This is a genomic window from Methylobacterium sp. HJ2 (genome assembly GCF_056431005.1).
Genome location: NZ_JBWJYM010000003.1, coordinates 519,983 through 545,880 on the forward strand (window position 1 = coordinate 519,983; position 25,898 = coordinate 545,880).

Genomic DNA, 25,898 nt, shown 5'->3' on the forward strand with positions numbered 1-25,898 from the left:
AACGATCGATCCGAGTGCCTGTTGGCCTCGCGGCGCGGAGAGCGCGCCCGGGGGAAGACGATGCGCGAACGGGCCTGCGACGTTGCCGTGATCGGGGCTGGCACCGCGGGGCTCGCTGCCTACCGGGCAGCGACCGATGCCGGCCTCGACGCGGTTCTGATCGAGCGCGGACCGGGCGGCACCACCTGCGCGCGGGTCGGCTGCATGCCGTCGAAGCTCCTCGCCGCGGCCGGAGCGGCGGCCCATGCGGCCCGCTCGACCGGCCCGTTCGGCATCACCGTCGGGGATGTGCGCGTGGACGGGGCCGCCGTGATGGCGAGGGTCCGGCGCGAGCGGGATCGCTTCGTCGCCAGCGTCGACGAGAGCGTCCGCGCAATACCGGCCGACCGCCGCATCGTCGGCGAGGCGCGATTCTCGGACGACGCGCATCTCGAGATCGCCGCGATGGGCCGGATCGGCTTCCGCGCCGCCGTGATCGCGACAGGATCGAGCCCGATCGTCCCGGAGCTGCTGCGCGACCTCGGATCCCGTGTCCTGACGACCGACACGATCTTCGAGATGGTGGACCTTCCGGTCTCGCTCGCCGTCCTGGGCGGCGGACCCGTTGGGATCGAGATCGCACAGGCGATGGCGCGTCTCGGCGTGGCCGTGACCGTCTTCGACGCCGGATCGACGCTGGCCGGCCTCACGCATCCGGAGCTCGTCTCCATCGCCGCCGACACCTACGCGTGCGAACTTATCCTGCATCCACGCACCGAACTCGTCGGTGCCGAGGCGGAGGGCGATGCCGTCCGCCTCACGTGGTGCGGCCCTGACGGACAACGGGGTATCGGCCGCTTCGCGCGGGTGCTCGCGGCCGCCGGCCGCGCGCCGAATATCGGCGCCCTCGACCTGGAGCGGGCCGGATTGCGGATCGGCCAGGACGGCATCCCGGTGCATGATCCCCGCAGCCTGCGTTGCGGGGAGTCCAGGGTGTTGATTGCCGGGGATGCCAATGGCGACCGGCCGGTCCTGCACGAGGCGAGCCGGCAGGGATCGATCGCGGGCGGCAATGCCGCGGCTCTGGCGCGGGGTGCTCCCCTTTGCGTGCCCGAGCCGTGGCCCGCCTTGGCGATGGTCTTCACACATCCCCAGACCGCACGGATCGGCGCCCCCCACGATCCGGACGATTGCAGCCGTCTCATCGGCGCCATGAGCTTCGGCGATCAGGGCCGCGCACGCATCGAAGGGACACATCAGGGCGGCGTTCGCATCTGGGCGTCTCCTGACGGGCGTCTGCTCGGAGCCGAGATGATCGGCCCGGCCGTGGAGCATCTGGCTCACCTATTCGCCAATGCGATTCGCGACGGCCTGTCGGTTCAGGCGATGCTCGACAGGCCCGTGTATCATCCGACTGTCGAGGAAGGCATCGTGACCGCTTTGTCCAGTATCGCACACAGGAACAACGCACGATGATTTGGTCGTGTCCGGTCGTGCCGAGCGTCGACGCCGGTCGGACGAGAATATTGCGCTCGCCCCGCTGGACCGGCATACCTGAGCGCAGATGAAGCGGTCCCAAACCTGATGCCGCCGGCGATGCCGCCGAGCGGCCCCGTCGACCTCGATGCTCTGACACCCGACGAACTCGATCGCCTCGATGCCGGGGTGATCGGGCTCGATCCGACGGGGCAAATCGTCGTGTTCAACGACGGCGCCAGCGCTCTGTCCGGCTTGTCGCGCGACGCCGTCCTCGGACGCAACTATTTTCGCGAGGTCGTGCCCAGCACGAACGTTCCGGGCTTCCTGGGCCGCTTCCTCGCGGGCCGACGGCGCGGGCGCCTGGATGAGACCTTCGAGTTCGTGTTCGGCCGCGCTTCGCAGCCCTTGCGCGCGCGGATCCGTATGGTCACGGGTCTTCGTCACGACTGGCTGACCATCCAGGCTCTGGAAAACCCGGGCGTCGGGCAGTCCCGTGAAGCGGTGCTGGCGGCGATCGGCAGCCGCGTCCGCGCCGAGCCCGTCGATCCGAGCCTGTGCGAACGCGAACCGATCCACATTCCCGGCTCCATCCAGCCGAATGCCGTCATGTTGGCCGCCGATCTCGACACGCTGCAGATCCTGGCCTTCAGCACGAACGCCACGGAGATCCTGCCAGCCGATGGGGCCCACATCGACGGGCAGCCCCTCGCGGCACTGCTCCCGTCCGGATTTGTCGACCTGATCCGCGCCAGACTTGCGAGTGGAACGCTGACGGATGGGCGCTCCGTGCGGCGCACCCTCCATCTCGGCCAATCGCCGCAGGCGGCCTACAACGCCGTCGCTCACGCCCATGCGGGCCGCATCATCGTCGAACTCGAACGTGCACCCGACAATCCTGACGATTTCGGCGATGCGCGGCAGACCGACACCGAACTCGCCGTCACCCGCCTGCGCGCAGCCGAGACACTCGGCGGCGCAGCCCGCATCGCCGCGCTCGAGATACGGGCCCTCACCGGATTCGAGTGCATCCTCGTGTACCGGTTCGATCCCGATTGGAACGGCGAGGCGATCGCCGAGGACAAGGTCGCGGACTGGTCGCGCTCGCTCTACGGTCTGCGGTTTCCAGCCTCCGACATCCCAGCCCAGGCGCGGTCGCTCTACGCTAAGGCGAAAAGCCGTTTCGTGGTCGATCGCGACTGCGTGCCGGTTCCGCTCGTGGCCGCGCCCGCGGCCGGCAACGCGCCCATCGACCTCACCTTCGCGCAACACCGGACGCTCTCGCCGATCCATCTCGAGTATCAGCGCAATCTCGGCGTCAACGGCTCGATGTCGATCTCCATCATGGTCGAGAACCGCCTCTGGGGCCTGATGATCGGGCACCATCGTCAGCCGCATTACGTCCCGCCGGAGACGCGGGCGGCGGCTACGGTGCTGACGGATGCGTTCGCCATGCGGGTGCAGGAGATCGAGGCGCGCAGCCTTTGGGCCGAGCGGCAGGCCCATCTCGACACCGAAGGGCGCCTGGTGCGCGAGTTGACCCGATCCGAGGATTTCGTTGCAGCCCTCACGGGCGGTTCGCCGACCCTTCTCGATCTGTTCGGCGCCACCGGTGCCGGAATCGTCTCGGAGGATCAGGTGACCTTGATCGGACGCACGCCGCCCGATCACGCCGTCCGCGCGATCGCCGGATGGCTGAGGCACCGCCTCGCCAGCGGCGAGACGACCTTTGCCAGCCATGCCTTCACCGGCGATTGTGCCGTTGCGGCACCCTATCGCGAGGTCGCGAGCGGGCTCCTCGCTGCGTTCGTCGACGAGCCTCGGGTCAACTTGATCCTCTGGTTCCGACCAGAAGTTCCGAGCACCGTCACCTGGGGCGGAGACCCGCGCAAGCCGGTGCTCGCCGGGAGTGGCCCGGTGGCCGTGCTGCCGCGACGGTCGTTTGAGCGCTGGATCGAGGAACGCACCGGATTCGCCGCGCCCTGGGCCGAGTGGCAGGTTTCGCTGGCCGGATCCCTGGCGCACGCGGTCGAGGGCGTCGTTCTGCGCCAGCGCCGCAAGATCGACGAGTTGACGGGCCTGCTTGCCGAGAAGGAGCGTCTGCTCGCGCAAAAGGACCTTCTGACGCGTGAGATCGATCACCGGGTCAAGAATTCGCTGCAGATCGTCTCGGCGTTTCTCCAGATGCAGCGTCGACAGATCGTGGATGCCGATGCGCGGCAGGCCTTCGCCGACACCTCAGCGCGGGTGATGAGCGTAGCCCGGGTGCATGACAGCCTCTATCAGGCCGAGACGATCGAGGAGGTCGATCTCGGGCAAACCATCGAGAACTTGTGCGCCGATCTCGCGGGTCTCGCGGGCGCGGGCCATGCGGTCGATCTGACCGCCGAGAGTGGGCTGATGGTTCCCTACCGCAAGGCGGTTGCTCTCTCGCTGATCGCGACGGAACTCGTCACGAACGCGTTCAAATACGGGTCGCGCAGCCCGGGCGAAGGACGCGTCGCCGTCAGCGTGTCCGCGGCCGGGCCGGATACGGTCACGCTCCAGATCTGCGACGATGGCGTGGGCCTTCCGGAGGGATGGGAGACCAAGCCGCGGGGCACCGGATTGGGTATGAAGCTGATCCGCGCCATGCTCGAGCAGATCAACGCGCGCCTCGAAGTCGCCAACAGTCCCGGCGCCTGCTTCACCATCACCGCATGAGCGCCCAGGCTGTGACGGCTCGCGACGCGCTGCGCCTGCGCCTTCGTGCCGAGACGGCGCAGGCGCATACGGACCTCGAGACGGCGCTCGATTGGAAGGTGCGCGTGGCCTCGCTCGACGGCTATCGCGGATTGCTTGGCCGCCTGCGCGGATTCCATGCCGCCTACGAGCCGGCGATCGGATGCGCTCTGGGGGACGAGGCCTTCTTCGGCCCTCGCCGCCGGCTGGATCGGCTGGACGCCGACCTGCTCTACCTGGGGCTGGCCCAAGCCTCTACCCTGCCGCGTCCGGAGCCCATCCCTCTCGGTGACGCGCTTACGGGTCTCGGCGCGCTCTACGTGCTGGAGGGCTCGACCCTCGGCGGCCAGGTGATCGGGCGGCATATCGCGGGTCTGCACGGGCTCGGGCCGGAGGGTCTCCTGTACTATGCCGGGCGTGGCGCACGGACCGGAGCCATGTGGGCGGACTTCCGCGCCCGCCTGGATTCTCATGCGGGCGATCCGGCTGCTGAGGCGTCTGTGGTGGCGGCTGCGGTCGCTACCTTCTCGGCGATGCGGGTTTGGCTCTGCGACGTGGGGCGGCAGAGTCGGGACGCGGCGTGAACGCCGTCCGGGCGCAAGAGCGCCCAGGCCGAGCGCACGGTCAGCCGGTCTCGGCTGGCGCCAGCAATCCCTCGACGAAGCTTTCCAGGCCGTAGCGGCGCGACCGTTTCAGGCGCTCGGCGGTGAGGATCCCCTGAAGCGCAGTGAAGGCGTTCTGTAGATCGTCGTTGACGATCACGTAGTCGTATTCGCTCCAGCGCTGGATCTCGGTGCGGGCGTTCTGAAGCCGTTTCTCGATCACGGTGGGCGAGTCCTCGGCGCGCCTTTCCAGGCGCTGGCGCAGCTCCGCCAGGCTCGGCGGCAAGATGAAGACCGTGACGACATCGTCGGCGATCTTCGCGCGCACCTGCCGGGTGCCCTGGTAGTCGATATCGAAGATCATATCCCGGCCGGCCTGAAGCACCCGCTCGACCGGACGGCGTGGGGTCCCATAGAAGTTGCCGTGCACTTCGGCCCATTCGAGCAGATCGTCGCGGGCGCGCAGGTCGTCAAAGGCTTCGCGGTCGATGAAATGGTAGTGGCGGCCGTCGATCTCGGAAGGCCGACGCGGCCGCGTCGTCACCGAGATCGAAAGATCGAGCCCCCAGCCCCCATCCTCCGCGATCGCCCGGGTCAGCGTCGTCTTGCCCGCCCCGGAGGGCGACGACAGGATCAGGATGAGACCGCGCCGCGCGATCGCGTCGGGCCTGTGGCGTACCGGCTCGGTCATCCTCTCGCCCCGCTGAACTCCGGTGCTTCCTGCCGCATTGAGTGCCGGATCGGCGGAGAAGCACATCATATCACAAGCCCGAAGCCGTCCCCGTCGCGTCGCGATCGGGACGAGCTTCCGGTCAGACCGTCGGCATCCCGCGAGCGCTCACTCGACGTTCTGCACCTGCTCGCGGAATTGCTCCACCACGGCCTTCAAGTCGAGTCCGATCCGCGACAGGCTGATGTCATTGGCCTTTGCGCACAGCGTATTCGCCTCTCGCCCGAGCTCCTGCGCCAGGAAATCGAGGCGCCGCCCGATCGCACCGCCCTGCGCCAGCAACTCGCGCACCGCCTCCGCATGGGCGCGCAAACGGTCGAGCTCCTCGCGCACGTCGGCCTTGGCGGCGAGCAGCACGGCCTCCTGATGCAGCCGATCGGGATCGAGACCGCCGCCTTGGAGAAGCGCGCCGACGCTGGCGGCAAGGCGGGCCCTCACCGCCTCCGGCCGACGCGCCGGGCACGCCTCCGCTTCGGCGGTCAGAGCCGTGATCCGGTCGAGCTGCCCCGACAGGATCCCCTCGAGCTGACGGCCCTCCGCACGGCGCGTCTCGACGAGTTCCGTTACCAGCCGCACGACGCCCTCCGCGAGGTCCCGCGTCAAGGATTCGGTCTCGGCAGACGCGTCATCCTCGACCTCGATCACTCCACGGATGCCGAGCAGCCCGTCGAGCGTTGCGGGCGCAACGCCCTCGGGCAGCGGAACCCTGGCGACGGATGCGGCAAGATCCGCGAGCAGGGCTTCGTTGATGCGGACTCGCGTCGCCGTCGCGGATCTCGTCAGCGCGAGGACGAGCTGGCATTGCCCGCGGGCGAGAGTCTTCTGCAGGGCGGTGCGGGCGACCTCGCCGGTCGCTTCGAGTCCGTTCGGAACCCGCACACGGACGTCGAGCCCGCGGCCGTTCACGCTGCGAACCTCCCAAGCCCACTGAACCGGGCCGGTCGTCCCCGCCGCCCGTGCGAACCCGGTCATGCTGGCGATCATCGGCTCGGGGCTCCCTGCGGTCTATGGGGATCGATCGCCGTCGCGCCCCGGGCCCCCGTCAGGACCCGCGGCCGGCTCCGGGCGCATCGCGGCCCGCCTTCAGGGCTGCTTCAGCACCGGCACGGTCTTCGGGGAATTCAGGTCGAAGGTCCTGTTCTTCAAGGGGTCGAGCTTGGTCCCCTCCGAGGCGTCGAACGCCCTCGGGCGGGCGCCGCCCGGCGCGGTGTCGGCGGCGAAGGCGGGTCCGGGAGGCGCGTAGGCGGAGGCCCGGCCCGGCGCGTTCGGATCGGTCGGCGGATCGACCTTGTCGACCGTGCTCGCGTCCGGCGCAGGGCTCTGTCGGCTGCGCTCGACGGCGCGCCAGCGGGCGACGTTTCGTTGGTGGCCCTCGAGGCTGTCTGCGAAGACATGACCCCCTGTTCCATCGGCTACGAAGTAGAGATCCTTGGTACGTGACGGGTTGGCGACGGCCTCCAGCGCCGCCCGCCCCGGATTGGCGATAGGCCCCGGCGGAAGACCTTCTATAACATAAGTGTTGTATGGAGTTGCTCGGTCGATTTCCGAGCGCTGAATCCCACGACCAAGCGTACCACGGCCGCCCACTAGTCCGTAAACGATCGTCGGGTCTGATTGCAGCTTCATGCGCTTGTTGAGCCGATTAACGAATACTCCCGCCACGCGCGGTCGTTCATCGGCCCGGCCGGTTTCTTTTTCGACGATTGAGGCTAGCGTGACCATTTCTGCTGGGGTGCGAACCGGTACGTCAGCACTCCGACGCATCCAGATCTGATTCAGCACCTCTTTTTGCTTGGCCCGCATCAGGTTCACAATTTGCTGACGGGTCGCGCCGCGCTCGAATTTATAGGTGTCCGGCAAAAGTGAACCTTCAGACGGAATTTCGCTGACATCTCCCGTAAGAATTTCGTTGTCATTGAGACGCGCGACTATCTGTTCGCTAGTCAGCCCTTCTGGAAACGTAATTGCGTGCTGGACTTGGCGGCCAGTCGTTACTGTATCGAGCACATCATTGACGCTAGCATGCGCCTTAAATGTGTATTCGCCTGCTTTCAGCGGTGGCTTGCCGCCGAAGCGGGCAGCCAGTTCGAACAGTCCTGTATGGTCAATTACGCCTTCGCGGTGCAGAATATCGGCGATTTCGCCAACACCAATGCGGCTCGGGATTACCACCACCCTGTCGCTTGCCAATGGGCCGGCTTCGCGAACTTGACGTTGGATAAGAGTGAAACCAAGCATCGCACCCATGGCGACAACAACTAAAAAAGTCAGGAGACCGCTGATTGTAGCTAAAAAGCCACCTCTCTCCCGCGCCGGCAGTTCTGGCGGCTGCGGGGCTGCCGTCGGCTTAATGGCCTCATTCGGTGAGCGAGGGGACAGCCTATTTGGGAGTGGAGCTTCATCGCGGGCGATCGGCGTCGTCTCGAACGTCTTGCGTCTGCGGAAGAACATGGAGATCCTGCTGGGGCTCGCACCACTCCAGCTTGGGCGCAGCGCGACGCGCACGCACTGTCCTGCGTCCAGAGGGTTGCAGAGGTACAGAGCCTAGCCGGGTTTATGGCAAAATTGCCATCATGCGTGGCAGACTCTTTTTCGGCCCTCGCCACCGAGCACCATCGCCAGTGTCAGCGTGAGGTGCGCAGAACCTGAAGGTCTAGATCCCGAACTTTTTTACGGAGCGTGTTGCGATTGACGCCGAGAAGTTCGGCTGCCCGAATCTGGTTGCCGCGGGTCGCCGCCAACGCCGCGCCGATCAGTGGTCCTTCGATTTCGCGTAGGATGCGGTGATAGAGGCCAGGTGGCGGCAGGGTATCGCGATAGCCCGAGAAATAATCAGATAGATGCCGCTCGACCGCACTCGACAAACTCTCCGACTCGCCGCTCTTGCGGATCCCGTTAGCTCCGTTGCTCGAGGGCGGCGGAGCGAGTGGGAGAGTGTCCAGCTCCGCTTCGATTACCGGACCGGTAATCGTTTCCTGTGGGTAAAGGGCGGCAAGCCTACGAACGAGGTTCTCCAGTTCCCTCACATTGCCGGGCCAGCGGTAACGCTTGAGCCGCTCCATCGCATCGCCGTCTAGAGTCTTGCGCGTCAATCCTTCGCGCTCGACCAGCACAAAGAAATGCCGGATCAGGTCGGGCACGTCCTCGGAGCGCTCGCGCAGGGCTGGTAGCCGCAGCGGCACCACGTTGAGGCGGAAGAACAGATCCTCTCGGAAGATGCCCTGCTGGATCGAGATCCGCAGGTCCTTGTTGGTCGCCGCGATAATCCGCACGTTCGTCTTGATCGGTACCCGGCCTCCGACGGTGGTGTATTCACCCTGCTGAAGCACGCGCAGCAGCCGGGTCTGCGCCTCCATCGGCATATCGCCGATCTCGTCGAGGAACAGCGTGCCGCCCTCGGCCTGCTCAAAGCGGCCGGCCGAGCGCTGAAGCGCGCCAGTGAAGGCGCCCTTCTCGTGGCCGAACAGCTCGGATTCTATGAGGTCGCGCGGGATCGCCGCCATGTTGACGGGCACGAACGGCCCGGTGCGGCGGCGCCCATAATCGTGGAGCGCGCGCGCAACCAACTCCTTGCCGGTGCCCGACTCGCCGGTGATCATCACCGTGAGGTCCGTGGGCATCAGCCGGGCGAGTGCACGATAGATCTCCTGCATGGCCGGCGAGCGGCCGACGAGGGGAATGTCCTCGTTCTCCGGGCCGGCGCCGGGTGGGGGGGCTCCGCGGGGGCGCGAGAGAGCGCGGCCCACGATTGCGGTGAGCTCCTTCAGGTCGAAGGGCTTAGGCAGGTACTCATAGGCCCCGCGTTCCGAAGCGCGGATGGCCGTCATGAAGGTGTTCTGCGCGCTCATCACGATGACGGGCAGCTCCGGCCGCACCCGCTTGATGCGCGGCAGCAGGTCGAACACGTTCTCGTCGGGCATCACCACGTCGGTGATGACGAGATCGCCCTCCCCTTGCGCCACCCAGCGCCACAGGGTCGCGCAATTGCCGGTGGAGCGGACCTCGTAGCCCGCGCGCGACAGCGCCTGGTTGAGGACGGTGCGGATCGCGGCGTCGTCGTCCGCGACGATGATGTGGCCGTTCGGCATGACTCTACTCGGGCTCCACGACCGACTCGCGCCCGTCGCGAGCGCTCGACATGGGGAGGAGAAGGCGGAAGGTGGTGCGGCGCGGCACGGGATCGCACTCGACGATGCCCCCGTGGTCGCCGACGATCTTGGCCACCAATGCAAGACCGAGGCCGGAGCCCTGCGCCTTGGTGGTGACGAAGGGATCGAACAGGTCCGGCAGCAGCTCGCCCGTGATGCCGGGGCCGTTGTCGCGCACCGCCACCTCGATCGGCAGGCTGACCCGCTCCCGCGAACCCGGCACCTGCAGCCGCAGGCCGGTTCGGAAGGCGGTGGACAGGGTGATCTCGCCGTCCACCGTGTCCGCGCCGATGGCCTCGGCGGCGTTCTTCACGAGGTTGAGGATCACCTGGATCAGCTGGTCGCGGTTGCCGAGCACCGGGGGCAGCGACGGATCGTAGGTCTCGATGAAGCGGATGTGCCGGGCGAAGCCCGACTGGGCCGAGCGCTTCACCTGGTCGAGGACGCCGTGCACGTTGACGGCGCCGCGCTCCACCGGGCGCTCGTCGCCGAACAGCTCCATGCGCTCGACGATGCGCACGATCCGGTCCGACTCGTCGCAGATCAGCCGGGTCAGCACCCGGTCCTCCTCGGCGCCCGATTGTTCGAGCAGCTGGGCGGCGCCGCGGATGCCGGCGAGCGGGTTCTTGATCTCGTGGGCGAGCATGGCGCCGAGCGCCACCATCGAGCGGGCCGCGCCCCGGTGGGTGAGCTGGCGGTTCATCTTGTCCGCGATGGTGCGTTCCTGCAACATCAGCACGACGGCCTCGCCGGTGTCGCCGAGCGCGGTGGCGAAGACGTCGACGCTGCGCTCCTGGCCGCTGCGCGGCTGAACCAGCTCGACCCGGTACTCGCTGACGCTGGAGCGGCGGCGGCGCACCTCGGCCACCAGCGCGACGATCGGCGAGGCGAAGGGCAGGATGTCGCGCAGGTGGCGCCGCTGCATCAGGCGGGCCGAGGAATCGAAGAAGCTCTCGGCCGCGTGGTTGCAATGGACGATGCGCTCGTCCGGGCCGAGCGTCAGCACCGGCAGCGGCAGCGCGTTGAGCACCGCTGCGCCCGTCAGCCCGAGGCCGGCCGCCTCGGAGCCGCCCAGCAGGTCGCCCCCGTCCTGCGCCGTCTCGCTCATGCCCCCTCCGGCCCCTTCATGATGCCTCCGGCCCGGTCATGCCGCCTCCGAGACCGCCTGCGACGGATCCCCGAACGCGGCCCGCAGCAGCGCGCGCGCCGTGGACGGATCGGTCGTGGTGAGAAGCCGGGTCCGCTCCGCGGCGCTCAGCGCGGCACCGCACTCCGCGTAGGCCGCGAGGTGCTTGCGCGCGTGGCGCACGCCCATCGCCGCTCCGTAGAGCGCGATCAGCCCGTCGTAATGCTCCACGGCGATCGCCGCCTGCTCCGGTCGCGACGGCGCCGCGGCCGGCTGTCCCGCCAGCTCCCGGGCCAGCATCCCCACCAGCCAGGGCCGGCCGACGGCCGCACGCCCGACCATGATTCCGGCCGCCCCGGAGGCCGCGAGGCAGGCGCGCGCGTCGGCGAGATCGGCGATGTCCCCGTTGGCGAAGACCGGCACGGAGACCGCCCGGACCACCGCGCGGATCGCCGCCCAATCGGCCCGGCCCTTGTAGAATTGCTGCCGGGTGCGGCCGTGCACGGTCACGGCGTTGAGGCCGAGCGACTCGGCGCGCCGCGCGAGTTCGGGCGCGTTGAGGCTGGCATGGTCCCAGCCCAGCCGCATCTTCACCGTCACCGGCACCGCGACCGCGCCCCGCACGGCCTCCAGCAGCCGGCAGGCATGGTCGAGGTCGCGCATCAGGGCCGAGCCCGAGGCGATGCCCGTCACCACCTTGGCCGGACAGCCCATGTTGACGTCGATGACGTGCGCGCCCAGGCCGACCGCGCGCCGGGCGGCCTCGGCCATCGGCGCCGGCGCACAGCCCGCGAGCTGGACCACGTGGACGTCGACCCCGGTGCCCTCGGCACGCAGCTGCGCCTCGCCGGCCCCGCGGGCGAACTCGGCCGCGGCCACCATTTCGGAGACGACCGCGCTCGCACCCAGGCGCCGGGCGATCCGGCGCATGTGCAGGTCGGTGATGCCCGAGAGCGGCGCCAGCAGGGCGAGCGGCGGCCGCGAGGCCGGCCCGTCCTTCAGAGCGCTCAAATAATGGTCATGGATCATTCTGCACAACAAATAGACAAAACCGCGGGCGACGCAAGCGCCATCCGATTTGATTTCACGGGGTCTCCCGCTTAAACGCGATGCAATCCGGCCGGTAGCCTCCCCGGCGCGAGGGTGCGCGCGCGCGGCGCGCAGGTGCCGGGGGCGGCGAGAGCGTAGCATGTCCAGCACCGGTTCGAGCGTCGCGGCGGTGATCGTCGCGGCGGGCCGCGGCATCCGCATCGGCGGCGGCATGCCGAAGCAGTATCGCCGGGTCGGCGGCCGGGCCGTGCTCACCCGGACGCTCGCGGCTTTGGGCGCCCATCCGGGCATCGACCGGCTCCAGGTGGTGATCGCCGCGGACGCCGCCGGCTTCTACGAGGAGTGCCGCGCCGACCTCGATCCGGACCTGCGGGCGCGGCTGCTGCCGCCGGTGGAGGGCGGCGCCACCCGCCAGCAATCCGTCCGGGCCGGCCTCGAGGCCCTGGCCCGGTCCGGGGCGCCCGAGATCGTTCTGGTGCACGACGCGGCCCGGCCCTTCGTGGACCCGGCCCTGATCGACCGCGCGGTCGCGGCCGGACGGGCGCACCGCGCCGCCGTGCCGGGCATCGCCGTCACCGACACGATCAAGCGGGTGGAGGAGATCGAGCCCGGGATCGGCCGGGTGCACGAGACCCCGGCCCGCGAGGCCCTGCGCGCCGTGCAGACGCCGCAATCCTTCGCCTTCGCGGCCCTCCTCGACGCGCACCGCGCGGCCGCGGGCGCCGACCTCCACGGCTTCACCGACGACGGCGCGCTCGCCGAATGGGCCGGCCTGCCCGTCGTCGTCTTCGCGGGCGATCTGCGCAACCGCAAGATCACCCAGCCGGCCGACCTGATCGAGGCGGACCGCGCCTTCGGAACGGCCGGATCCAACCCGGACAGGAGTTCCGCCATGACCACCTACGTGACGCGCCTGGGCACCGGGTTCGACGTGCACGCCTTCACGGAGGGCGACCACGTCTGGCTCGGCGGGGTGAAGATCCCGGCCGACCGCGGCGTGCTCGCCCATTCGGACGGCGACGTCGCCCTGCACGCGCTGACCGATGCCCTGCTCGGCGCCATCGCGGACGGCGATATTGGCACGCATTTCCCGCCCTCGGACGAGCGCTGGCGCGGCGCGGCCTCGGACCAGTTCCTGGCGCACGCGGTCTCGCTGGTGCGGGCGCGGGGCGGCCGCATCGATCACCTCGACATCACGGTTCTGGCCGAGGAGCCCCGGATCGGCCGTCACCGCGAGGCGATCCGCGCCCGCATCGCCGAGATCGCCGGCGTGCCGCTCGGCCGCGTCTCGATCAAGGCGACCACCACCGAGAAGCTCGGCTTCGTCGGCCGCGCCGAGGGTCTCGCCGCCCAGGCCGCCGCCACCGTGCGCCTGCCGGAGGAGGCGGAGTGCGACCCGGTCGACGCCCAGGCCGAGACCGCGATGCGGCAGGGCTGAGGCCTGCCTCGGCCGGCTCACCCGCGAGCTGGCCCCCTCCTGCCGGGTTGACCCGCGATGATCGACGATCCTGCCCTCCTCGCCCGCGCCGACGCGCTGGTCGCGGCCTACGCCGCCGCCGGCCAGCGCGTCGCCACCGCCGAATCCTGCACCGGCGGCCTCGTCGCCGGGCTGCTCACCGCGGTGCCGGGCTCCTCGGCCGTGCTCGAGCGCGGCTACGTCACCTACTCGAACGCGGCCAAGGCGGAAGCGATCGGCGTGCCCGCCCATCTCATCGCCGCGCACGGCGCGGTGAGCGAGCCCGTCGCCCGGGCGATGGCCGAGGGGGCGCTGCAGGCCTCCCGCGCCGACGTGGCGGTGGCGATCACGGGCGTCGCCGGCCCGGGGGGCGGCAGCGCGGAGAAGCCGGTCGGGCTCGTGCATTTCGGACTCGCGGCGACGGGGCGTCCGGTGGTCCACCGGGAGCGCCGCTACGGCGACAAGGAGCGGGGCGAGATCCGCCGCCTCGCCGTGGCCGAGGCGCTCGACCTGCTCGCTTGCGCCCTCGACGCGCCGGGCGTGGGATCCGACCGAACCTGACCGAGGCCGACCGAGGCCGGACCGCGATCGCGGGCGCGACCGCCCGGATCGCGCCGCGCCAGGCCGCGTCAGGCCGCCCGCCCGAGGGCGGGACGGCGCATCCCCATCACGTGGCCGAACAGATCCTTGGGATCGGCCACCGCCGGGACGAGGTCGAGGTCGGGCCCGATCCCGGCCAGATCGTGGATGCAGCGCAGGGCCGCGAAATCCTCGAGGGCGAAGCCCACCGAATCGAAGAGCGTGATCTCGTCCGGGCCGGTGCGGCCGGGCGCCCGGCCGGAGAGCACCTGCCAGAGTTCGGTCACCGGATGGTCGGGCGGCATCTGCTGGATCTCGCCCTCGATCCTGGCCTGCGGCCCGTATTCGACCACCGTCCGCGCCGCCGCGACCACCGCGGGATGGAGCTCGGTCTTGCCCGGGCAATCGCCCCCGATCGCGTTGAGATGCTGCCCCGGCTCGACGAGGTCCGGCGTCAGGATGCGGGCGCGGGCCTTGTCCGCGGTCGCCGTGGTGACGATGTCGGCCCCCGCCACCGCCTCGGCGACGCTGCCCGCGCAGGTCACCGCGAGCCCCCGCCCTTCGAGGTTGGCCCAGGCCTTGGCCATCGCGTCCGGGTCGATGTCGAACAGCCGGACCTCGGAGATCCCGAGGACCGCCTTCATGGCGAGCACCTGGAACTCCGCCTGCGCCCCGGTGCCGATCAGCGCGAGGCTGCGACTGCCCGGCCGCGCCAGCGCGGCGGCGGCGAGCGCCGAGGTGGCGGCGGTGCGCAGGGCGGTGAGGATCGTCATCTCGGCCACCAGCAGCGGGTAGCCCGTCGCCATGTCGGCGAGCACGCCGAACGCCGCCACCGTGAGCTTGCCCGCGCGGGTGTTGCCCGGATGCCCGTTCACGAACTTGAAGGCGTAGGCCTGCCCGTCGCTCGCCGGCATCAGCTCGATCACGCCCTGGGCCGTATGGTTGGCGAGCCGGGACTCGAGGGTGAAGCTCTCCCAGCGCAGGAAATCGGCGCGCAGGGTGTCGACGAGCCGGCGCAGGATCGCGTCCGGCCCCAGGCGCCGGACCAGATCCGTCATCTCCTCGACTCCGATGTAGCGCGCCACGTCCAGCTCTCCTCACGTCCCGCCCGGACTCGAAGCCCGTGCCGGCTCGGGTCCGTCCGACCGGGCACGGGATCGCCCCGGCCCCACGATCCATCCCTGCGGACCCGAAGAGCTTGCCCTTGCAGACCCGAAGAGCTTGCCCGCGCCGGACGGATCCGCGCCAGCCGACGAATCGCGCGGACCGTGCAGGCGACTGCGCAATCTGATAAGCTTGAGCGGTCAAAGTGACGGCGATGCTGGACGATCTCGACCGACGCCTGATCGCGCTCCTGCGCACCGATTCCCGCCGGCCCGTCGCCAAGCTCGCGGCCGAGCTCGGAGTGACGCGGGCGACGGTCCGCGCCCGGATCGACCGCCTCGTCGAGACCGGCGTGATCCAGGGCTTCACCGTGGCGCTCCGCAGCCCGGCGGTCGCCGAGGCGATCCGGGCGATCACCCTCATCGAGGTGGACGGACGCCACGCGGAAGCCGTGATCCGGCGGCTCGCCGGGCTGCCGGAGATCCGCGCGCTCCACACCACCAACGGCCGCTGGGACATCGTCGCGGAGATCGAGGCCCCGACGCTCGGCGCCTTCGACGCCCTGCTCCGGACGATCCGCCAGATCGACGGCATCGCCAATTCCGAGACGAGCCTGCTCCTCGCCCCGCGCAAGGGCGGGCGCTGAGGCCCCGTCTCCCGCCGCCTTGCCGGAAGCGCCGGCCGGCGTAGGCTGCGGGCACCCAGGGAGGTGCCAGGATGGAACGATCCGCGACGCTCTGCATCGTCGGCGGCGGGCCGGCCGGGATGATGGCGGGGCTGCTCTTCGCCCGCGCCGGCCTCGCGGTCACCGTGCTGGAGAAGCACGCCGATTTCCTGCGGGACTTTCGCGGCGACACGATCCATCCCTCGACCCTCGACCTGATGGACCAGCTCGGCCTCGGCGCGGCGTTCCGCGCCCTGCCCCAGCGCCGCGTCGAGACCCTCTCGGGCGTGGTCGCCGGACGGGCCTTCCGCATCGCCGACTTCCGCCGGCTGCCGACCCGGAACCGCTTCATCGCCCTGATGCCGCAATGGGATTTCCTCGACTTCCTCGCCCGCGAGGCGCGCCGGTATCCGGGCTTCCGCCTGCTGATGCGGACGGAGGGGCTCAGCCTCGTCGAGCGGGGCGACCGGGTCGCCGGGGTGCGCGTGCGCGGCCCGGACGGCACGGCGGAGATCCCCGCCGACCTCGTCCTCTGCGCGGACGGCCGCCACTCGGCGATGCGCGCCGAGGCGGGCTTCACGCCGACCCGCTACGGCGCGCCGATGGACGTGCTCTGGTTCCGGCTCTCGCGCCGCCCGGAGGAGATCGAGGAGACCGCCGGGCGCTTCGGACGCGGGCGCATCCTCGTCACCATCGACCGGGGCTCGCACTGGCAATGCGCCTACGTGGTGCCGAAAGGCGGCGACGCGGCCCTGCGCGCGCAGGGGCTGCCGGCCTTCCGGGCCCATGTGGCGGACCTCGCCCCCTTCCTCGCCGACCGGACCGGCGAGATCGCGGATTGGGACGCCGTGAAGGTGCTCACCGTCGCGGTCGACCGGCTGCCGCGCTGGCACCGGCCGGGCCTCCTCTGCATCGGGGATGCGGCCCACGCGATGTCGCCGATCGGGGGCGTCGGCATCAACCTCGCGATCCAGGACGCGGTCGCCGCCGCCAACATCCTGGCGCCGCGCCTGCGGGCCGGGCTGGTGGACGAGGCCGACCTCGCCCGGGTCCAGGGCCGGCGCCAGCTCGCGGTGCGGCTGACGCAGGGCCTGCAGCGGCTGGTGCAGGACCGGGTGATCGCCCGGGTGCTCGACGCGTCGGGTCCGCCCCTCGCCCCGCCGCCGCTGCTCCGCCTGCTCGACGCCCTGCCCCCGCTCCAGCGCCTGCCGGCCCGGATCGTCGGGCTCGGGTTCCGGCGGGAGCGGATCGCGGCGGCTCAGGCGCCCTGGGCGGGCGCGGGCTCGGGGGCCTCGCCGGACAGGGCGGCGTCGTAGCCGGCGAGCCAGCGCGCCCGCGCCTCCGTGCCCGCGCCGTAGGGGCAATCCTCCCGGGCGAGCCCCTTGCCGGGGGCGTAGAAGCCGAGGGCGTAATGGTCGAGGTTGTCGTCGGGGATCTGCGTCATGGCGGCTCCGGCTCTGGCGGTTGCCCCCTCAGCTAGCGCGCGGGGCCGCTCAGCCGATCCCCTCCCCGGCCAGCACCGCCCGGAGATAGGCCGGGGTCAGGATGGTGCCGCTCTCCGTCAGGATCCAGGGCGTCCCCGAGCCGTCGCGCAGGGCCTTGCGCGCCAGGGCGAGCGCCTCTCCGAGGCTCGCGAGCTCGCGCGGCTCGACGGCCTTGGCGTCGATCAGGTTCGGCCACACCGTCAGCATCGCCGGCTGCGTCAGGTCTTCGCCGCTCACGAGCGTCCCGTCCAACGGACCCTCCGCTCAACCTTGGAGGGTCGAGCACGGACAGGAGCACGGCGCGTGCCAGATCAGCGCGCCCCCTCGCGCAGGACTGTACTTCCGCGCTACTGGGCGCCGGCATCTGATTTCGCCGCGGCGCGCGACAAGACATGCGGAAAATTTAGACGTCCCGTCCGGGATCTGCCTCCGGACAAGACATTGTCATGCAATCGGACGGAGCTATCCATACAATGTCACCTGAGGTGGCCTCGCCCGCGCGGTGGGCCGGCCGACCGGAATCGGTGTATGAGGCCGGCCAACGAGGCGGCAGCGACCGCCGGAGGAGAGCCCGATGAGCGAGACAGCGCCGGAGCCGGCCCCGCGCCTTCCGAGCTATGCCGACGTGGCGCGCGCGGCCGAACGCATCCGCGGCGTCGCCCACCGCACGCCGGTGCTCACCGCGCGCACCGCCGACGCGCGCACGGGCGGGCGCCTGTTCTTCAAATGCGAGAACCTGCAGCGGGCGGGCGCGTTCAAGTTCCGCGGCGCCTACAACGCCATCGCGGCCCTGCCCGAGCCGGCCCGCGCGCGCGGCGTGCTGTGCTATTCCTCGGGCAACCACGCCCAGGCGATGGCGCTGGCGAGCCGGATCCTCGGCGTCCCGGCCACCATCGTGATGCCCCGTGACGCCCCGGCCATGAAGGTCGCGGCGACGCAGGGCTACGGTGCGGAGGTCGTCACATACGACCGCTACAGCGAGGACCGTGAGGCCCTCGGGCGCGGGATCGCCGCCGAGCGCGGCCTGAGCCTGATCCCGCCCTACGATCATCCGGACGTGATCGCCGGCCAGGGCACGCTCGCCCTCGAGCTGTTCGAGGAGAGCGGCCCGCTCGACCTCCTCGTCGCCTGCCTCGGCGGCGGCGGCCAGCTCGCGGGCTGCGCGCTGGCCGCCGCGGAGCTGGCGCCGGGCTGCCGGGTGATCGGCGTCGAGCCCGAGGCCGGCAACGACGGCCAGCGCTCCTTCCGCGAGGGGCGGATCGTGCGGATCCCGGTGCCCCAGACCATCGCGGACGGGGCGCAGACCACCCATCTCGGCGCCCACACCTTCCCGATCATCCGCGAGCGCGTCGCCGACGTGCTCACGGTGTCCGACGCGCAGCTCGTCGAAACCATGCGGTTCCTGGCCGAGCGCATGAAGCTCGTGGCCGAGCCGACCGGCTGCCTCGCGGCGGCGGCCATCCTGCACGGCCTCGTGGACGTCCGGGACAAGCGCGTCGGCATCGTGATCAGCGGCGGCAACATCGACCTGGCGACCTTCGCCCGCCTGATCGCCCCGTGAGCCGGCGCGCCCCCGCGGCGGCGCTCCTTGTCCTCGGGCCCCGGCCGGCGCAGAGGATGCCGCCGTCGCTGCGGGGGCCCGGCCCTGCACCGCCGTCGGCAAGCGCGACGGCGTACTCGGCACCCATCGCACGCCCGTCCGCAGCGCCGCCCTGATCGGGCCGCGGCTCGTCCTCGTGGCGGCCCAAGCTGTCGAGACGCGCCGCCGGCGCGCCGGGTGACGCTCCGGGCCCTGCCTCGCGTGGTGCCCGGAGCCGGGGGCGCTTCGGGGCGCACGCGGTGGCGAGCCGCGTCCGCGCAGCCGGGAGCCCGCGCCGGCCGAGCGCCGAGCCCGGCGTGGTCAGGGGGGCGCAGGCGGCGCGCGGACGAACCTGGGCCGTTGGCGCCTCATCGCCGCCTCATTTCCGCTCAAGCTTTCGTGGAAACGACGCCGCAACAGTGGCGCGCGCCCTCGCACCGATCCGCCCCGCGCGGCGAGGCGGCGGCGAGGGCCTGGGGACGAGAGGGAGCAGGCCGCATGCCGGTGCGCACAGCGACGACGACCGTATCCCGTCTGGGACTGATCCTCGCCTGCGGCGGCCTCGGCGCCTGCAACACCACCTCGCCGACCGTCACGGGCTCGATCCCCGGCCGCAAGCCCCCGATGGTGGTCAGCGACGCCGAGCGCGACTGTCTCGGCCGTGCCATGTACTTCGAATCGAACCGCAGCGATTCCGAGGGCCTCCTCGCCGTCGGCACCGTGGTGATGAACCGCCTGGAGGCCGCGGCCTTCCCGGGCGGGATCTGCTCCGTGGTCGGCCAGCCGAATCAGTTCGCCGCCGGCGTCCTGACGAAGCCGATGCGCGACAAGGATCTGGAGAAGGTCGCCGAGGTGACGGACGCGGTGCTGGCGGGCGAGCGCCATCCGAAGGTCGGCCGGGCGATGTACTTCCACACGGCCGGGCGCAAGTATCCCTACGACAACATGCACTACGTGGCGGTGGCCGGCGGCAACGCCTTCTACGAGAAGCGCAAGCGCGGCGCGCCGGACCCGGCACCCGAGATGTACGCGGACGCGCGGCCCGCCGCGGCACTCCCGCCGACGGCCAGCGCTTACGCCGCCGCCCCGATCGCGGTCGCCGCGACCGGAATCCCCGTGACCCCGCCCGCCGAGGTGCTGCCCGACGGTCCCGCCACTGACATCTGCACCGTCGCCGCGCTCGGCTCGCAGCAGCGGCACGGCTGAGCGGCACGCCCTTCCCCTTGATGCGACCGACCACCCGGCCCGCATTTCGCGCCGGGCGGCAGCCGAGGGGTGCAGGACCGATCCGGTGAGACGCCTGCGGATGCGCCCATCCACCGCATCGTGCGGTGACACAGAGCAGAAGGCCTTCCCCGAAGGGAGCAATGCGGCACTCTCGGATCAGACGGTCCTGCGGGAGACCAGTCGGCGCAGCAGGCTCGGATGCCGGCCCGACCGTCTCGGCGCCCGGCCGCTTCGGAGATCCGGATGGGCCGTCCGCGGATGAGGGCGTGTGCCGGGCGGGTGCCGGATCTCTGCGGCCGGGGGGCAGCCCCGCCCCGTATTCCGTCACTCCTGCCGGCTGCGTCGGGCCGCCTGGGCCATTCGGATCAGCTCGCGGGCCGTCAGGCCGCGCTCCGGCAGAGATGGGGTGCGTGCGGGCGCTGGCGGCACCGCCCGGGCGCTGCCGCTGCTCTCCACACGCAGATCGCGCTCACGCATCGTCCGCCGCAATCGCACCGCTCGTCTCAGCGCCGCAACCATCATCGCTCCAGCTTCGGTCTCTCGGGATGCCTTAACCCTACCGAAGCTTGGCCGTATCGACCATTCTTGAAGGTGGTGTGTCGCGCCCTAACCGGCGCTCAGCCCGCCGCGGGAACCGGCGGCAGGCCCGGCGCGCATGGCGAGCGCCGCGGGATCCGTCGGGGCCTCCGGGAGCGGCAGGCCCTCCGGGAGCGGCAGGCCCTCCGGGAGCGCCAGGATATCGGCCATCGTCACGGCGCCGCCGGCCTGGTTGCAGAGGTGGAGCAGCGTCGATTGGCGGAAGCGCACGTCGCCCGTCACTTCCGGGCCGAGCCAGTCCGGCCGCGCGAAATCCTGGTCCGGATCCGACAGCTCGATCTCGGCGATGATCACGCCCGCGAGCACGCCGCCGAAGACGTCGACTTCCCAGGTCAGGCCGCCGAACGGCACGCAATGGCGCGTCTTCTCGATGATGCAGCCGACGCAGACGTGCCGCAGCATCGCCTCGCCGTCCGGGCCCGGGATCTCGTACTCGAATTCCGGCCGGGCGATGCCGTCGCGGGCGCCCTTCACGGTGATCCAGGCACGCCGCTCCTCCAGCCGGACCCGCACCTTGCCGCGGCCGAACTGGCCGACGAGGCCGTCCCGCAGGAGGCGCCGGCCGGTCGCCGCGGCGCGCCAGCCCTCGCCTGACACCAGGAATTTCCGCTCGATCTCGAAACGCATGGGCACACGGGTGAGAGGAAACGGGTTCGCCGGCCGGGGCCGGCACCGGTCGCGGGCCTCGGATCGGGTGGGCCGGTCTATCATAGGCCGGCCGACGTGACAGGGCGTCCGGTCCCGCGATCGCCCGATGAGATCGCCGGGGGAGCGTAAGAGGGATCGCCAGAGGCGACCGCGCGTGACGTCCGCGCCGGGATGTCCACGCCGGGGGCGCGGCGGGGGGTCGCGTCGATTTGCGGAGGCCCGGCGGAGGCCTTAAGTCAGGGCTTCTCCTGACAGTCCCGCCCTCCGCGGGCGTCCCCGCGCGGTGAGGACCGTTATCAAGGCATGGCCGTCGTCCTCGACATCCTCCGGAACGATCCCCGCCCCGCGACCGCCCCGCGTCCGCGCCATCCCGAGAAGGCGCACCGGCCGGATCAGCCCGTGCAGGCGCGCAAGCCCGACTGGATCCGCGTGAAGGCTCCGGGCTCGGCTGCCTGGGCGGAGACGCGGGCGATCGTGCGCGAGCACGGCCTCGTCACGGTCTGCGAGGAGGCCGGCTGCCCGAATATCGGCGAGTGCTGGGAGAAGCGGCACGCCACTTTCATGATCATGGGCGACACCTGCACGCGCGCCTGCGCCTTCTGCAACGTGCGCACCGGGCTGCCCCAGGCCCTCGACGGCGACGAGCCGGCCAAGATCGCCGATTCTGTGGCCAAGCTCGGCCTGCAGCACGTGGTGATCACCTCGGTCGACCGCGACGACCTGAGGGACGGCGGCGCCGAGCACTTCGCCCGCACCATCGCGGAGATCCGGACGGCGAGCCCCTCCACCACGATCGAGATCCTGACGCCCGACTTCCTGCGCAAGGACGGGGCGCTCGAGGTCGTGGTGGCGGCCAAGCCCGACGTGTTCAACCACAACCTCGAGACGGTGCCGGGCAAGTACCTCACCGTCCGCCCGGGCGCGCGCTACTTCCATTCCGTGCGCCTGCTCCAGCGGGTGAAGGAGCTCGATCCGACGATCTTCACCAAGTCCGGCATCATGGTCGGCCTCGGCGAGGACCGGAACGAGGTGGTGCAGCTGATGGACGACCTGCGCTCGGCCGACGTCGATTTCCTCACCATCGGCCAGTATCTGCAGCCGACCAAGAAGCACCACGAGGTCGTACGCTTCGTCCCGCCCGACGAGTTCAAGACCTTCGAAACCACCGCCTACGCCAAGGGCTTCCTGCTGGTCTCGGCGACGCCGCTGACCCGCTCGTCGCACCATGCCGGCGAGGATTTCGCCCGGCTCCAGGCCGCCCGCAACGCCCGCCACGCCCCGGCTCAGACGCTCACGGCCTGACACATGCCCTCATTCCGGGTGACCCGCGCGGTGCGCCACACGCCGCAGCAGATGTACGACCTCGTCGCCGACGTGGAGCAGTACCCGCATTTCCTGCCGCTCTGCGAAACCCTGCGGGTGATCCGGCGCCAGCCCGACGGCGACGGCCGCGAGGTGCTCGTGGCCGAGATGGGCGTCGGCTACAAGGCGATCCGCGAGCGCTTCACCACGCGGGTCAGCCTCGACCGGCCGGCGCTGAAGATCGTGGCCGAGTATATCGACGGGCCGTTCCGGCACCTCGAGAACCGCTGGACCTTCCGCGAGAGCGCGACCGGCGGCTGCGACGTGGACTTCTTCATCACCTACGAGTTCAAGAGCCGGACTCTCGGCCTCCTGATGGGCACGATGTTCGATCGCGCCTTCCGCAAGTTCACCGACGCCTTCGAGGGCCGGGCCGACCGGATCTACGGCGCGGCCGCCTGACGCCGCCGGACCGGCGATCTCTCAACCAAAGGTGATTGCGGGCCGGCCTGGGGCTTGCGCTAGATCTGCGTCCCGCACGAGGACCGGAGAGCGATGCACTGGCCCGCAGCCTATTCCGATTTCAACGTCTTCCGCCGCCGCCGGCGCCCCGCCCTGCGCTGCGCCGTCCGCCAGGACCGGCCGGTCCCCGCCTTCATCGACGGCGCGATCTGGGAGTTCGGCGGCACCGTGATGTGCGAGCGGCCCCCGCCCGGGTTCCGGCCCGAGGAAGCCGACGCGGCGATGCGGGCGCCGGGCTATTATCTGTTCCGCGCCCCGACGGGCCGGGCCTGACACGGGCGCGCGGGCAGGCCCCTTCCGCGGAAACGCCTTTCGGTGCGGAGCCCCTTGCCAGCTCCGGCCGCCCGGGCCTAGCATGGTCCGACCGACGCCCACGGGCGCTGGCGTGAGAGAGGAGGTTGAGCGATGAGCCGACACGGCAACAGCACATCACCGTCTCGTGCCGCCGACGCGGACCAGGACACGCCACCGGATCACCACCCGCAGGGATAGTGGCATCGCGGGCCGCATGCGGTCGAGCGCCCCGACTGGTCCGAGTCCAGGCGGGCCGTCAGCTCCCCAAGCGGACCGAGATGTGTGGACCCTGCTTTCGGAGGCCCGTCAGCCCAGCGGCTGGCGGGCCTTCTGCCATTTCCGCGAGACGATGCGGGCCAGATGTTCGCCGAAGCGGCGGCGGCCCGCGATCCGGAACGACGACGTCCGCGTTGTTTGCCGTGCACCTGACGCGAAAAGGGGCACGCACCATGACCGAACGATTCGCCATCACGGCCATCGGACCCGCCGGTTCCGCATCGGCCGCCCGCTGCCATCCCGGCAGCGCCGTCGTGCTCGCGATGCGGTGGGACGAGCAGGGCTATACGCAGGTGAGGCTCACGGATCCGGGCGGGCGCGCCTACACCATCCCCGAGTTCCGGAAGCGCTACCTGCGGATGAGTGCCGCCCCCTCTGCGCAGTCCTGAGCGGCCCGTCGCGCTTCCCCCGCCGCCGGATCGCGCCTCACCCCGCGGCTCGTCACGGACCGCGCGCCGGTCGAGAGCGGATCGACGACGCCGCGCCCGCACGCTGTGCCGGAACGTCGCATCTCGACGTGGCGTTAGCCTGAGCGTCGATCACGACATCGTTCAGGGAGAATACGCCCCATGAAGGCCACCGCACTCGCTCTCGCCAGCATCCTCGCCCTCGGATCCGTCGCCGTCGCGGCGGAAGGCGGCTCGGGCACCACCCGGTCCGGCACCACGAACAGCACGGGCGCCAACGATGCCGGCGCCGGCTCGTCCCCCGGTGCGGCCGGCAGCGGCCCCTCGACGGGGGACAAGAGTCGCTCCGGCACGACGAACAGCACGGGCGCCAACGATGCCGGCGCGGGCTCCACCCCCGGCGCTGCCGGCAAGGGCACGGCGGCGCCAACGCGCTGATCCGAAGCGCGCGAGGCCGGACCCGTTCAGGGTCGCGGCCTCGCGATAGCTCGATGCGGCGGCTCGGCCCGCGTCAGGTGTGGATCACCTTCCCGTACGCGTCGAGCACGCTCTCGTGCATCATCTCGGAGAGCGTCGGGTGCGGGAAGACCGTGTGCATCAGCTCTTCCTCGGTGCTCTCGAGGTTCATCGCCACGACCGCTTTAGTCATCATATTGAATGACTTAGGGCGATTCGCCGGATCATGCCGTGGCCATCCTGAAGTCGTAAGAAGTCGCCTCGTGGAACTCGCTGCCACACGCCTGCCACAGCGAGGCTGAGACCGATGGCATCGATCAGGAAGCGCAACGACCGCTGGCACGTCCAAGTTCGTCGTAAGGGCTTCCCTGCCCTCTACCGATCCTTCAAAATCAAAACTGACGCTCAGGCCTGGATCCGTCAGGTCGAAGCCGAGGCTGACCGCCGGGGTCTGCCGGTAGGCCTGAAGGTCCTTGACACGATTACCGTGGGAGACGTCCTGACGCGGTACATGAATGAGGTGACACCAAAGAAGCGTGGGGCTGTCCGCGAGACCTGGGCGATTCGGACCCTCCTGAAGCACCCCATAGCCAAGGTCGCGCTCAGCGGTCTGACGCTGGCTAGGGTAGGCCAGCATAGGGACTACCGCCTCGGGACCTTGAAGCCTGCCAGCGTGAACCGGGAGTTCGCAATCTATCGGCATGCCTTGGAGGTGGCCCGGCGCTCCTGGGACATCCCACTGCCTCAGAACCCATTCTCTCTAGTGGAGAAACCAAGGGTGTCTGATGCACGGTCAAGGCGCCTCAGAGCGGGCGAGTGGGAGAAGCTCAGGCAAGCCTCTAAGCGCTCTAGGAATCCTCATGTGGCCGATATGATCGAGCTGGGCCTCGAGACCGCCATGCGCCGCGGAGAGGTCCTAAGGATGCGCTGGGCCCACCTAAATGAGGCCACTCGCACTCTGCACATCCCTGACACCAAAAACGGTCATCCGAGGACTATCCCGCTCACTCCCAGGGCAATCGCGATCCTTCAAGGGCGAAGGCCGGAGGAGGGGATGGTTCAGGACGTGGTATTCCCCACGACCGAGGATGCCGTGAAGATGGCTTGGCGGCGGATTATGGGCCGAGCTGGCCTTCCTGACTTCCGCTACCACGATCTTAGACATGAGGCTGTCAGCAGGTTCTTTGAGATGGGCCTGAGCATGCCCGAGGTAGCGCTGATCAGTGGCCACCGGGATACTAAGATGCTTATGAGGTACACTCACCTGAAGCCGGAGGTGGTCGCTGAGAAACTGCGATAGCTAGCTTGTGTATCAGAGTTTGGCCTGCGCAGTAGATGACCTGACCGGCTGGCTTTGGACCGGGCTGATTGAGAGGATCAGCCAGGACCGAAGGAATCGGATGATCGGCCCCCACGAGGTGGTCCGCGGGTAAAGTTAGTGCACGGTTGGCTGGAGTTGACCCCGTTTGTG

26 protein-coding genes and 1 pseudogene are annotated in these 25,898 nt (G+C 70.3%); 15 read left to right on the top strand and 12 right to left on the bottom strand.

Annotated elements, in window-relative coordinates:
* The first annotated feature begins 60 nt into the window (after positions 1-60).
* From ACS5RC_RS10985 to ACS5RC_RS10995, 3 genes are all read left to right on the top strand, one after another.
* Entirely contained in the window at positions 61-1,455 is a 1,395-nt protein-coding gene (locus tag ACS5RC_RS10985) for a dihydrolipoyl dehydrogenase (protein WP_478343880.1), read from the top strand.
* Between the two features lie 108 nt (positions 1,456-1,563).
* Positions 1,564-4,158: a histidine kinase dimerization/phosphoacceptor domain -containing protein gene (locus ACS5RC_RS10990; RefSeq protein WP_478343881.1), complete on the top strand. Its 2,595-nt coding sequence runs from the start codon at positions 1,564-1,566 to the stop codon at positions 4,156-4,158.
* On the top strand, positions 4,155-4,760 hold the full coding sequence (locus ACS5RC_RS10995) for a biliverdin-producing heme oxygenase (protein WP_478343882.1): 606 nt from the start codon (positions 4,155-4,157) through the stop codon (positions 4,758-4,760). Before ACS5RC_RS10990 ends, ACS5RC_RS10995 begins: the two co-directional genes overlap by 4 nt.
* A 40-nt stretch (positions 4,761-4,800) precedes the next feature.
* Here ACS5RC_RS10995 and gmk read toward each other — a convergent pair whose 3' ends face one another.
* From gmk to dusB, 6 genes are all read right to left on the bottom strand, one after another.
* The gene (gene gmk / locus ACS5RC_RS11000) at positions 4,801-5,469 is read right to left on the bottom strand and encodes a guanylate kinase (protein WP_478343883.1); all 669 of its coding nucleotides are present in this window, start codon (positions 5,467-5,469) and stop codon (positions 4,801-4,803) included.
* 147 nt (positions 5,470-5,616) lie between these two features.
* On the bottom strand, positions 5,617-6,480 hold the full coding sequence (locus ACS5RC_RS11005) for a YicC/YloC family endoribonuclease (RefSeq protein ID WP_478343884.1): 864 nt from the start codon (positions 6,478-6,480) through the stop codon (positions 5,617-5,619).
* A 111-nt stretch (positions 6,481-6,591) separates the two neighbouring features.
* A complete protein-coding gene (gene mltG / locus ACS5RC_RS11010; protein ID WP_478343885.1) occupies positions 6,592-7,959 on the bottom strand; it encodes an endolytic transglycosylase MltG in 1,368 nt (455 codons plus the stop codon).
* Between the two features lie 173 nt (positions 7,960-8,132).
* A complete protein-coding gene (ntrC, locus tag ACS5RC_RS11015; protein WP_478343886.1) occupies positions 8,133-9,596 on the bottom strand; it encodes a nitrogen regulation protein NR(I) in 1,464 nt (487 codons plus the stop codon).
* A gap of 4 nt (positions 9,597-9,600) precedes the next feature.
* Positions 9,601-10,764: a two-component system sensor histidine kinase NtrB gene (locus ACS5RC_RS11020; RefSeq protein WP_478343887.1), complete on the bottom strand. Its 1,164-nt coding sequence runs from the start codon at positions 10,762-10,764 to the stop codon at positions 9,601-9,603.
* A 36-nt stretch (positions 10,765-10,800) separates the two neighbouring features.
* Positions 10,801-11,811 (bottom strand): tRNA dihydrouridine synthase DusB, encoded by a 1,011-nt coding sequence (gene dusB, locus ACS5RC_RS11025; protein ID WP_478343888.1) that lies wholly within the window; start codon positions 11,809-11,811, stop codon positions 10,801-10,803.
* A gap of 160 nt (positions 11,812-11,971) precedes the next feature.
* On the opposite strand from dusB, the gene ACS5RC_RS11030 reads away from it, so the two are divergent.
* Both ACS5RC_RS11030 and ACS5RC_RS11035 read left to right on the top strand, forming a co-directional pair.
* Positions 11,972-13,270, top strand: a complete 1,299-nt coding sequence (locus ACS5RC_RS11030) for a bifunctional 2-C-methyl-D-erythritol 4-phosphate cytidylyltransferase/2-C-methyl-D-erythritol 2,4-cyclodiphosphate synthase (RefSeq protein ID WP_478343889.1) — start codon at positions 11,972-11,974, stop codon at positions 13,268-13,270.
* 57 nt (positions 13,271-13,327) lie between these two features.
* On the top strand, positions 13,328-13,849 hold the full coding sequence (locus ACS5RC_RS11035) for a CinA family protein (protein WP_478343890.1): 522 nt from the start codon (positions 13,328-13,330) through the stop codon (positions 13,847-13,849).
* Between the two features lie 68 nt (positions 13,850-13,917).
* Here ACS5RC_RS11035 and ACS5RC_RS11040 read toward each other — a convergent pair whose 3' ends face one another.
* Positions 13,918-14,952: an ornithine cyclodeaminase gene (locus ACS5RC_RS11040; RefSeq protein ID WP_478343891.1), complete on the bottom strand. Its 1,035-nt coding sequence runs from the start codon at positions 14,950-14,952 to the stop codon at positions 13,918-13,920.
* Between the two features lie 233 nt (positions 14,953-15,185).
* On the opposite strand from ACS5RC_RS11040, the gene ACS5RC_RS11045 reads away from it, so the two are divergent.
* Positions 15,186-15,617, top strand: coding sequence for an Lrp/AsnC family transcriptional regulator (locus tag ACS5RC_RS11045; protein WP_478343892.1), 432 nt, complete (start codon positions 15,186-15,188; stop codon positions 15,615-15,617).
* Between the two features lie 71 nt (positions 15,618-15,688).
* Positions 15,689-16,951, top strand: a complete 1,263-nt coding sequence (locus ACS5RC_RS11050) for an FAD-dependent oxidoreductase (RefSeq protein ID WP_478343893.1) — start codon at positions 15,689-15,691, stop codon at positions 16,949-16,951.
* Here the strand turns inward: ACS5RC_RS11050 and ACS5RC_RS11055 are convergent.
* Positions 16,894-17,079 carry a ribosome modulation factor gene (locus tag ACS5RC_RS11055; protein WP_478343894.1) on the bottom strand — a complete coding sequence of 62 codons (186 nt, stop codon included), beginning with the start codon at positions 17,077-17,079 and terminating at the stop codon, positions 16,894-16,896. The two genes, ACS5RC_RS11050 and ACS5RC_RS11055, sit on opposite strands and share 58 nt — an antisense overlap.
* Before the next feature lie 49 nt (positions 17,080-17,128).
* Complete coding sequence (locus tag ACS5RC_RS11060; RefSeq protein WP_478343895.1) at positions 17,129-17,371, bottom strand: hypothetical protein; 243 nt, start codon at positions 17,369-17,371, stop codon at positions 17,129-17,131.
* 322 nt (positions 17,372-17,693) lie between these two features.
* Between ACS5RC_RS11060 and ACS5RC_RS11065 the strand changes: the two genes are divergently transcribed.
* Both ACS5RC_RS11065 and ACS5RC_RS11070 read left to right on the top strand, forming a co-directional pair.
* Complete coding sequence (locus tag ACS5RC_RS11065) at positions 17,694-18,680, top strand: threo-3-hydroxy-L-aspartate ammonia-lyase (protein ID WP_478343896.1); 987 nt, start codon at positions 17,694-17,696, stop codon at positions 18,678-18,680.
* Positions 18,681-19,196: 516 nt separating this feature from the next.
* Positions 19,197-19,904 carry a cell wall hydrolase gene (locus ACS5RC_RS11070; RefSeq protein WP_478343897.1) on the top strand — a complete coding sequence of 236 codons (708 nt, stop codon included), beginning with the start codon at positions 19,197-19,199 and terminating at the stop codon, positions 19,902-19,904.
* Between the two features lie 345 nt (positions 19,905-20,249).
* Here ACS5RC_RS11070 and ACS5RC_RS11075 read toward each other — a convergent pair whose 3' ends face one another.
* Both ACS5RC_RS11075 and ACS5RC_RS11080 read right to left on the bottom strand, forming a co-directional pair.
* Complete coding sequence (locus ACS5RC_RS11075) at positions 20,250-20,402, bottom strand: hypothetical protein (RefSeq protein ID WP_478343898.1); 153 nt, start codon at positions 20,400-20,402, stop codon at positions 20,250-20,252.
* Between the two features lie 246 nt (positions 20,403-20,648).
* Positions 20,649-21,149, bottom strand: a pseudogene (locus tag ACS5RC_RS11080) (CYTH domain-containing protein); the annotation flags it as partial.
* 324 nt (positions 21,150-21,473) lie between these two features.
* Here ACS5RC_RS11080 and lipA point away from each other — a divergent pair.
* From lipA to ACS5RC_RS11105, 5 genes are all read left to right on the top strand, one after another.
* A complete protein-coding gene (lipA, locus tag ACS5RC_RS11085; RefSeq protein WP_478343899.1) occupies positions 21,474-22,472 on the top strand; it encodes a lipoyl synthase in 999 nt (332 codons plus the stop codon).
* A 3-nt stretch (positions 22,473-22,475) separates the two neighbouring features.
* Positions 22,476-22,934 (top strand): type II toxin-antitoxin system RatA family toxin, encoded by a 459-nt coding sequence (locus ACS5RC_RS11090; protein WP_478343900.1) that lies wholly within the window; start codon positions 22,476-22,478, stop codon positions 22,932-22,934.
* Positions 22,935-23,027: 93 nt separating this feature from the next.
* Complete coding sequence (locus ACS5RC_RS11095; protein ID WP_478343901.1) at positions 23,028-23,267, top strand: hypothetical protein; 240 nt, start codon at positions 23,028-23,030, stop codon at positions 23,265-23,267.
* Between the two features lie 470 nt (positions 23,268-23,737).
* Positions 23,738-23,953: a hypothetical protein gene (locus tag ACS5RC_RS11100; protein ID WP_478343902.1), complete on the top strand. Its 216-nt coding sequence runs from the start codon at positions 23,738-23,740 to the stop codon at positions 23,951-23,953.
* Between the two features lie 180 nt (positions 23,954-24,133).
* Complete coding sequence (locus tag ACS5RC_RS11105; RefSeq protein WP_478343903.1) at positions 24,134-24,409, top strand: hypothetical protein; 276 nt, start codon at positions 24,134-24,136, stop codon at positions 24,407-24,409.
* Between the two features lie 73 nt (positions 24,410-24,482).
* On the opposite strand, the gene ACS5RC_RS11110 is transcribed toward ACS5RC_RS11105, so the two are convergent.
* The gene (locus ACS5RC_RS11110) at positions 24,483-24,623 is read right to left on the bottom strand and encodes a hypothetical protein (protein ID WP_478343941.1); all 141 of its coding nucleotides are present in this window, start codon (positions 24,621-24,623) and stop codon (positions 24,483-24,485) included.
* 111 nt (positions 24,624-24,734) lie between these two features.
* On the opposite strand from ACS5RC_RS11110, the gene ACS5RC_RS11115 reads away from it, so the two are divergent.
* On the top strand, positions 24,735-25,727 hold the full coding sequence (locus ACS5RC_RS11115) for a tyrosine-type recombinase/integrase (protein WP_478343904.1): 993 nt from the start codon (positions 24,735-24,737) through the stop codon (positions 25,725-25,727).
* The last annotated feature ends 171 nt before the right edge of the window (positions 25,728-25,898 follow it).

Excerpts from the sequence above, each read along its gene's own strand:
- ACS5RC_RS10985 (WP_478343880.1), top strand. The coding sequence starts at position 61 with ATGCGCGAACGGGCCTGCGACGTTGCCGTGATCGGGGCTGGCACCGCG.
- ACS5RC_RS11100 (WP_478343902.1), top strand. The coding sequence starts at position 23,738 with ATGACCGAACGATTCGCCATCACGGCCATCGGACCCGCCGGTTCCGCA.
- ACS5RC_RS11035 (WP_478343890.1), top strand. The coding sequence starts at position 13,328 with ATGATCGACGATCCTGCCCTCCTCGCCCGCGCCGACGCGCTGGTCGCG.
- ACS5RC_RS11090 (WP_478343900.1), top strand. The coding sequence starts at position 22,476 with ATGCCCTCATTCCGGGTGACCCGCGCGGTGCGCCACACGCCGCAGCAG.
- ACS5RC_RS11105 (WP_478343903.1), top strand. The coding sequence starts at position 24,134 with ATGAAGGCCACCGCACTCGCTCTCGCCAGCATCCTCGCCCTCGGATCC.
- ACS5RC_RS11110 (WP_478343941.1), bottom strand. The coding sequence starts at position 24,623 with ATGATGACTAAAGCGGTCGTGGCGATGAACCTCGAGAGCACCGAGGAA.
- ACS5RC_RS11030 (WP_478343889.1), top strand. The coding sequence starts at position 11,972 with ATGTCCAGCACCGGTTCGAGCGTCGCGGCGGTGATCGTCGCGGCGGGC.
- ACS5RC_RS11075 (WP_478343898.1), bottom strand. The coding sequence starts at position 20,402 with ATGCGTGAGCGCGATCTGCGTGTGGAGAGCAGCGGCAGCGCCCGGGCG.
- ACS5RC_RS11005 (WP_478343884.1), bottom strand. The coding sequence starts at position 6,480 with ATGACCGGGTTCGCACGGGCGGCGGGGACGACCGGCCCGGTTCAGTGG.
- ACS5RC_RS11065 (WP_478343896.1), top strand. The coding sequence starts at position 17,694 with ATGAGCGAGACAGCGCCGGAGCCGGCCCCGCGCCTTCCGAGCTATGCC.
- ACS5RC_RS11070 (WP_478343897.1), top strand. The coding sequence starts at position 19,197 with ATGCCGGTGCGCACAGCGACGACGACCGTATCCCGTCTGGGACTGATC.
- ACS5RC_RS11095 (WP_478343901.1), top strand. The coding sequence starts at position 23,028 with ATGCACTGGCCCGCAGCCTATTCCGATTTCAACGTCTTCCGCCGCCGC.
- ACS5RC_RS11020 (WP_478343887.1), bottom strand. The coding sequence starts at position 10,764 with ATGAGCGAGACGGCGCAGGACGGGGGCGACCTGCTGGGCGGCTCCGAG.
- ACS5RC_RS11055 (WP_478343894.1), bottom strand. The coding sequence starts at position 17,079 with ATGACGCAGATCCCCGACGACAACCTCGACCATTACGCCCTCGGCTTC.
- ACS5RC_RS11115 (WP_478343904.1), top strand. The coding sequence starts at position 24,735 with ATGGCATCGATCAGGAAGCGCAACGACCGCTGGCACGTCCAAGTTCGT.
- ACS5RC_RS11045 (WP_478343892.1), top strand. The coding sequence starts at position 15,186 with ATGCTGGACGATCTCGACCGACGCCTGATCGCGCTCCTGCGCACCGAT.
- dusB (WP_478343888.1), bottom strand. The coding sequence starts at position 11,811 with ATGATCCATGACCATTATTTGAGCGCTCTGAAGGACGGGCCGGCCTCG.
- ACS5RC_RS10995 (WP_478343882.1), top strand. The coding sequence starts at position 4,155 with ATGAGCGCCCAGGCTGTGACGGCTCGCGACGCGCTGCGCCTGCGCCTT.
- mltG (WP_478343885.1), bottom strand. The coding sequence starts at position 7,959 with ATGTTCTTCCGCAGACGCAAGACGTTCGAGACGACGCCGATCGCCCGC.
- gmk (WP_478343883.1), bottom strand. The coding sequence starts at position 5,469 with ATGACCGAGCCGGTACGCCACAGGCCCGACGCGATCGCGCGGCGCGGT.
- ntrC (WP_478343886.1), bottom strand. The coding sequence starts at position 9,596 with ATGCCGAACGGCCACATCATCGTCGCGGACGACGACGCCGCGATCCGC.
- ACS5RC_RS10990 (WP_478343881.1), top strand. The coding sequence starts at position 1,564 with ATGCCGCCGGCGATGCCGCCGAGCGGCCCCGTCGACCTCGATGCTCTG.
- ACS5RC_RS11050 (WP_478343893.1), top strand. The coding sequence starts at position 15,689 with ATGGAACGATCCGCGACGCTCTGCATCGTCGGCGGCGGGCCGGCCGGG.
- lipA (WP_478343899.1), top strand. The coding sequence starts at position 21,474 with ATGGCCGTCGTCCTCGACATCCTCCGGAACGATCCCCGCCCCGCGACC.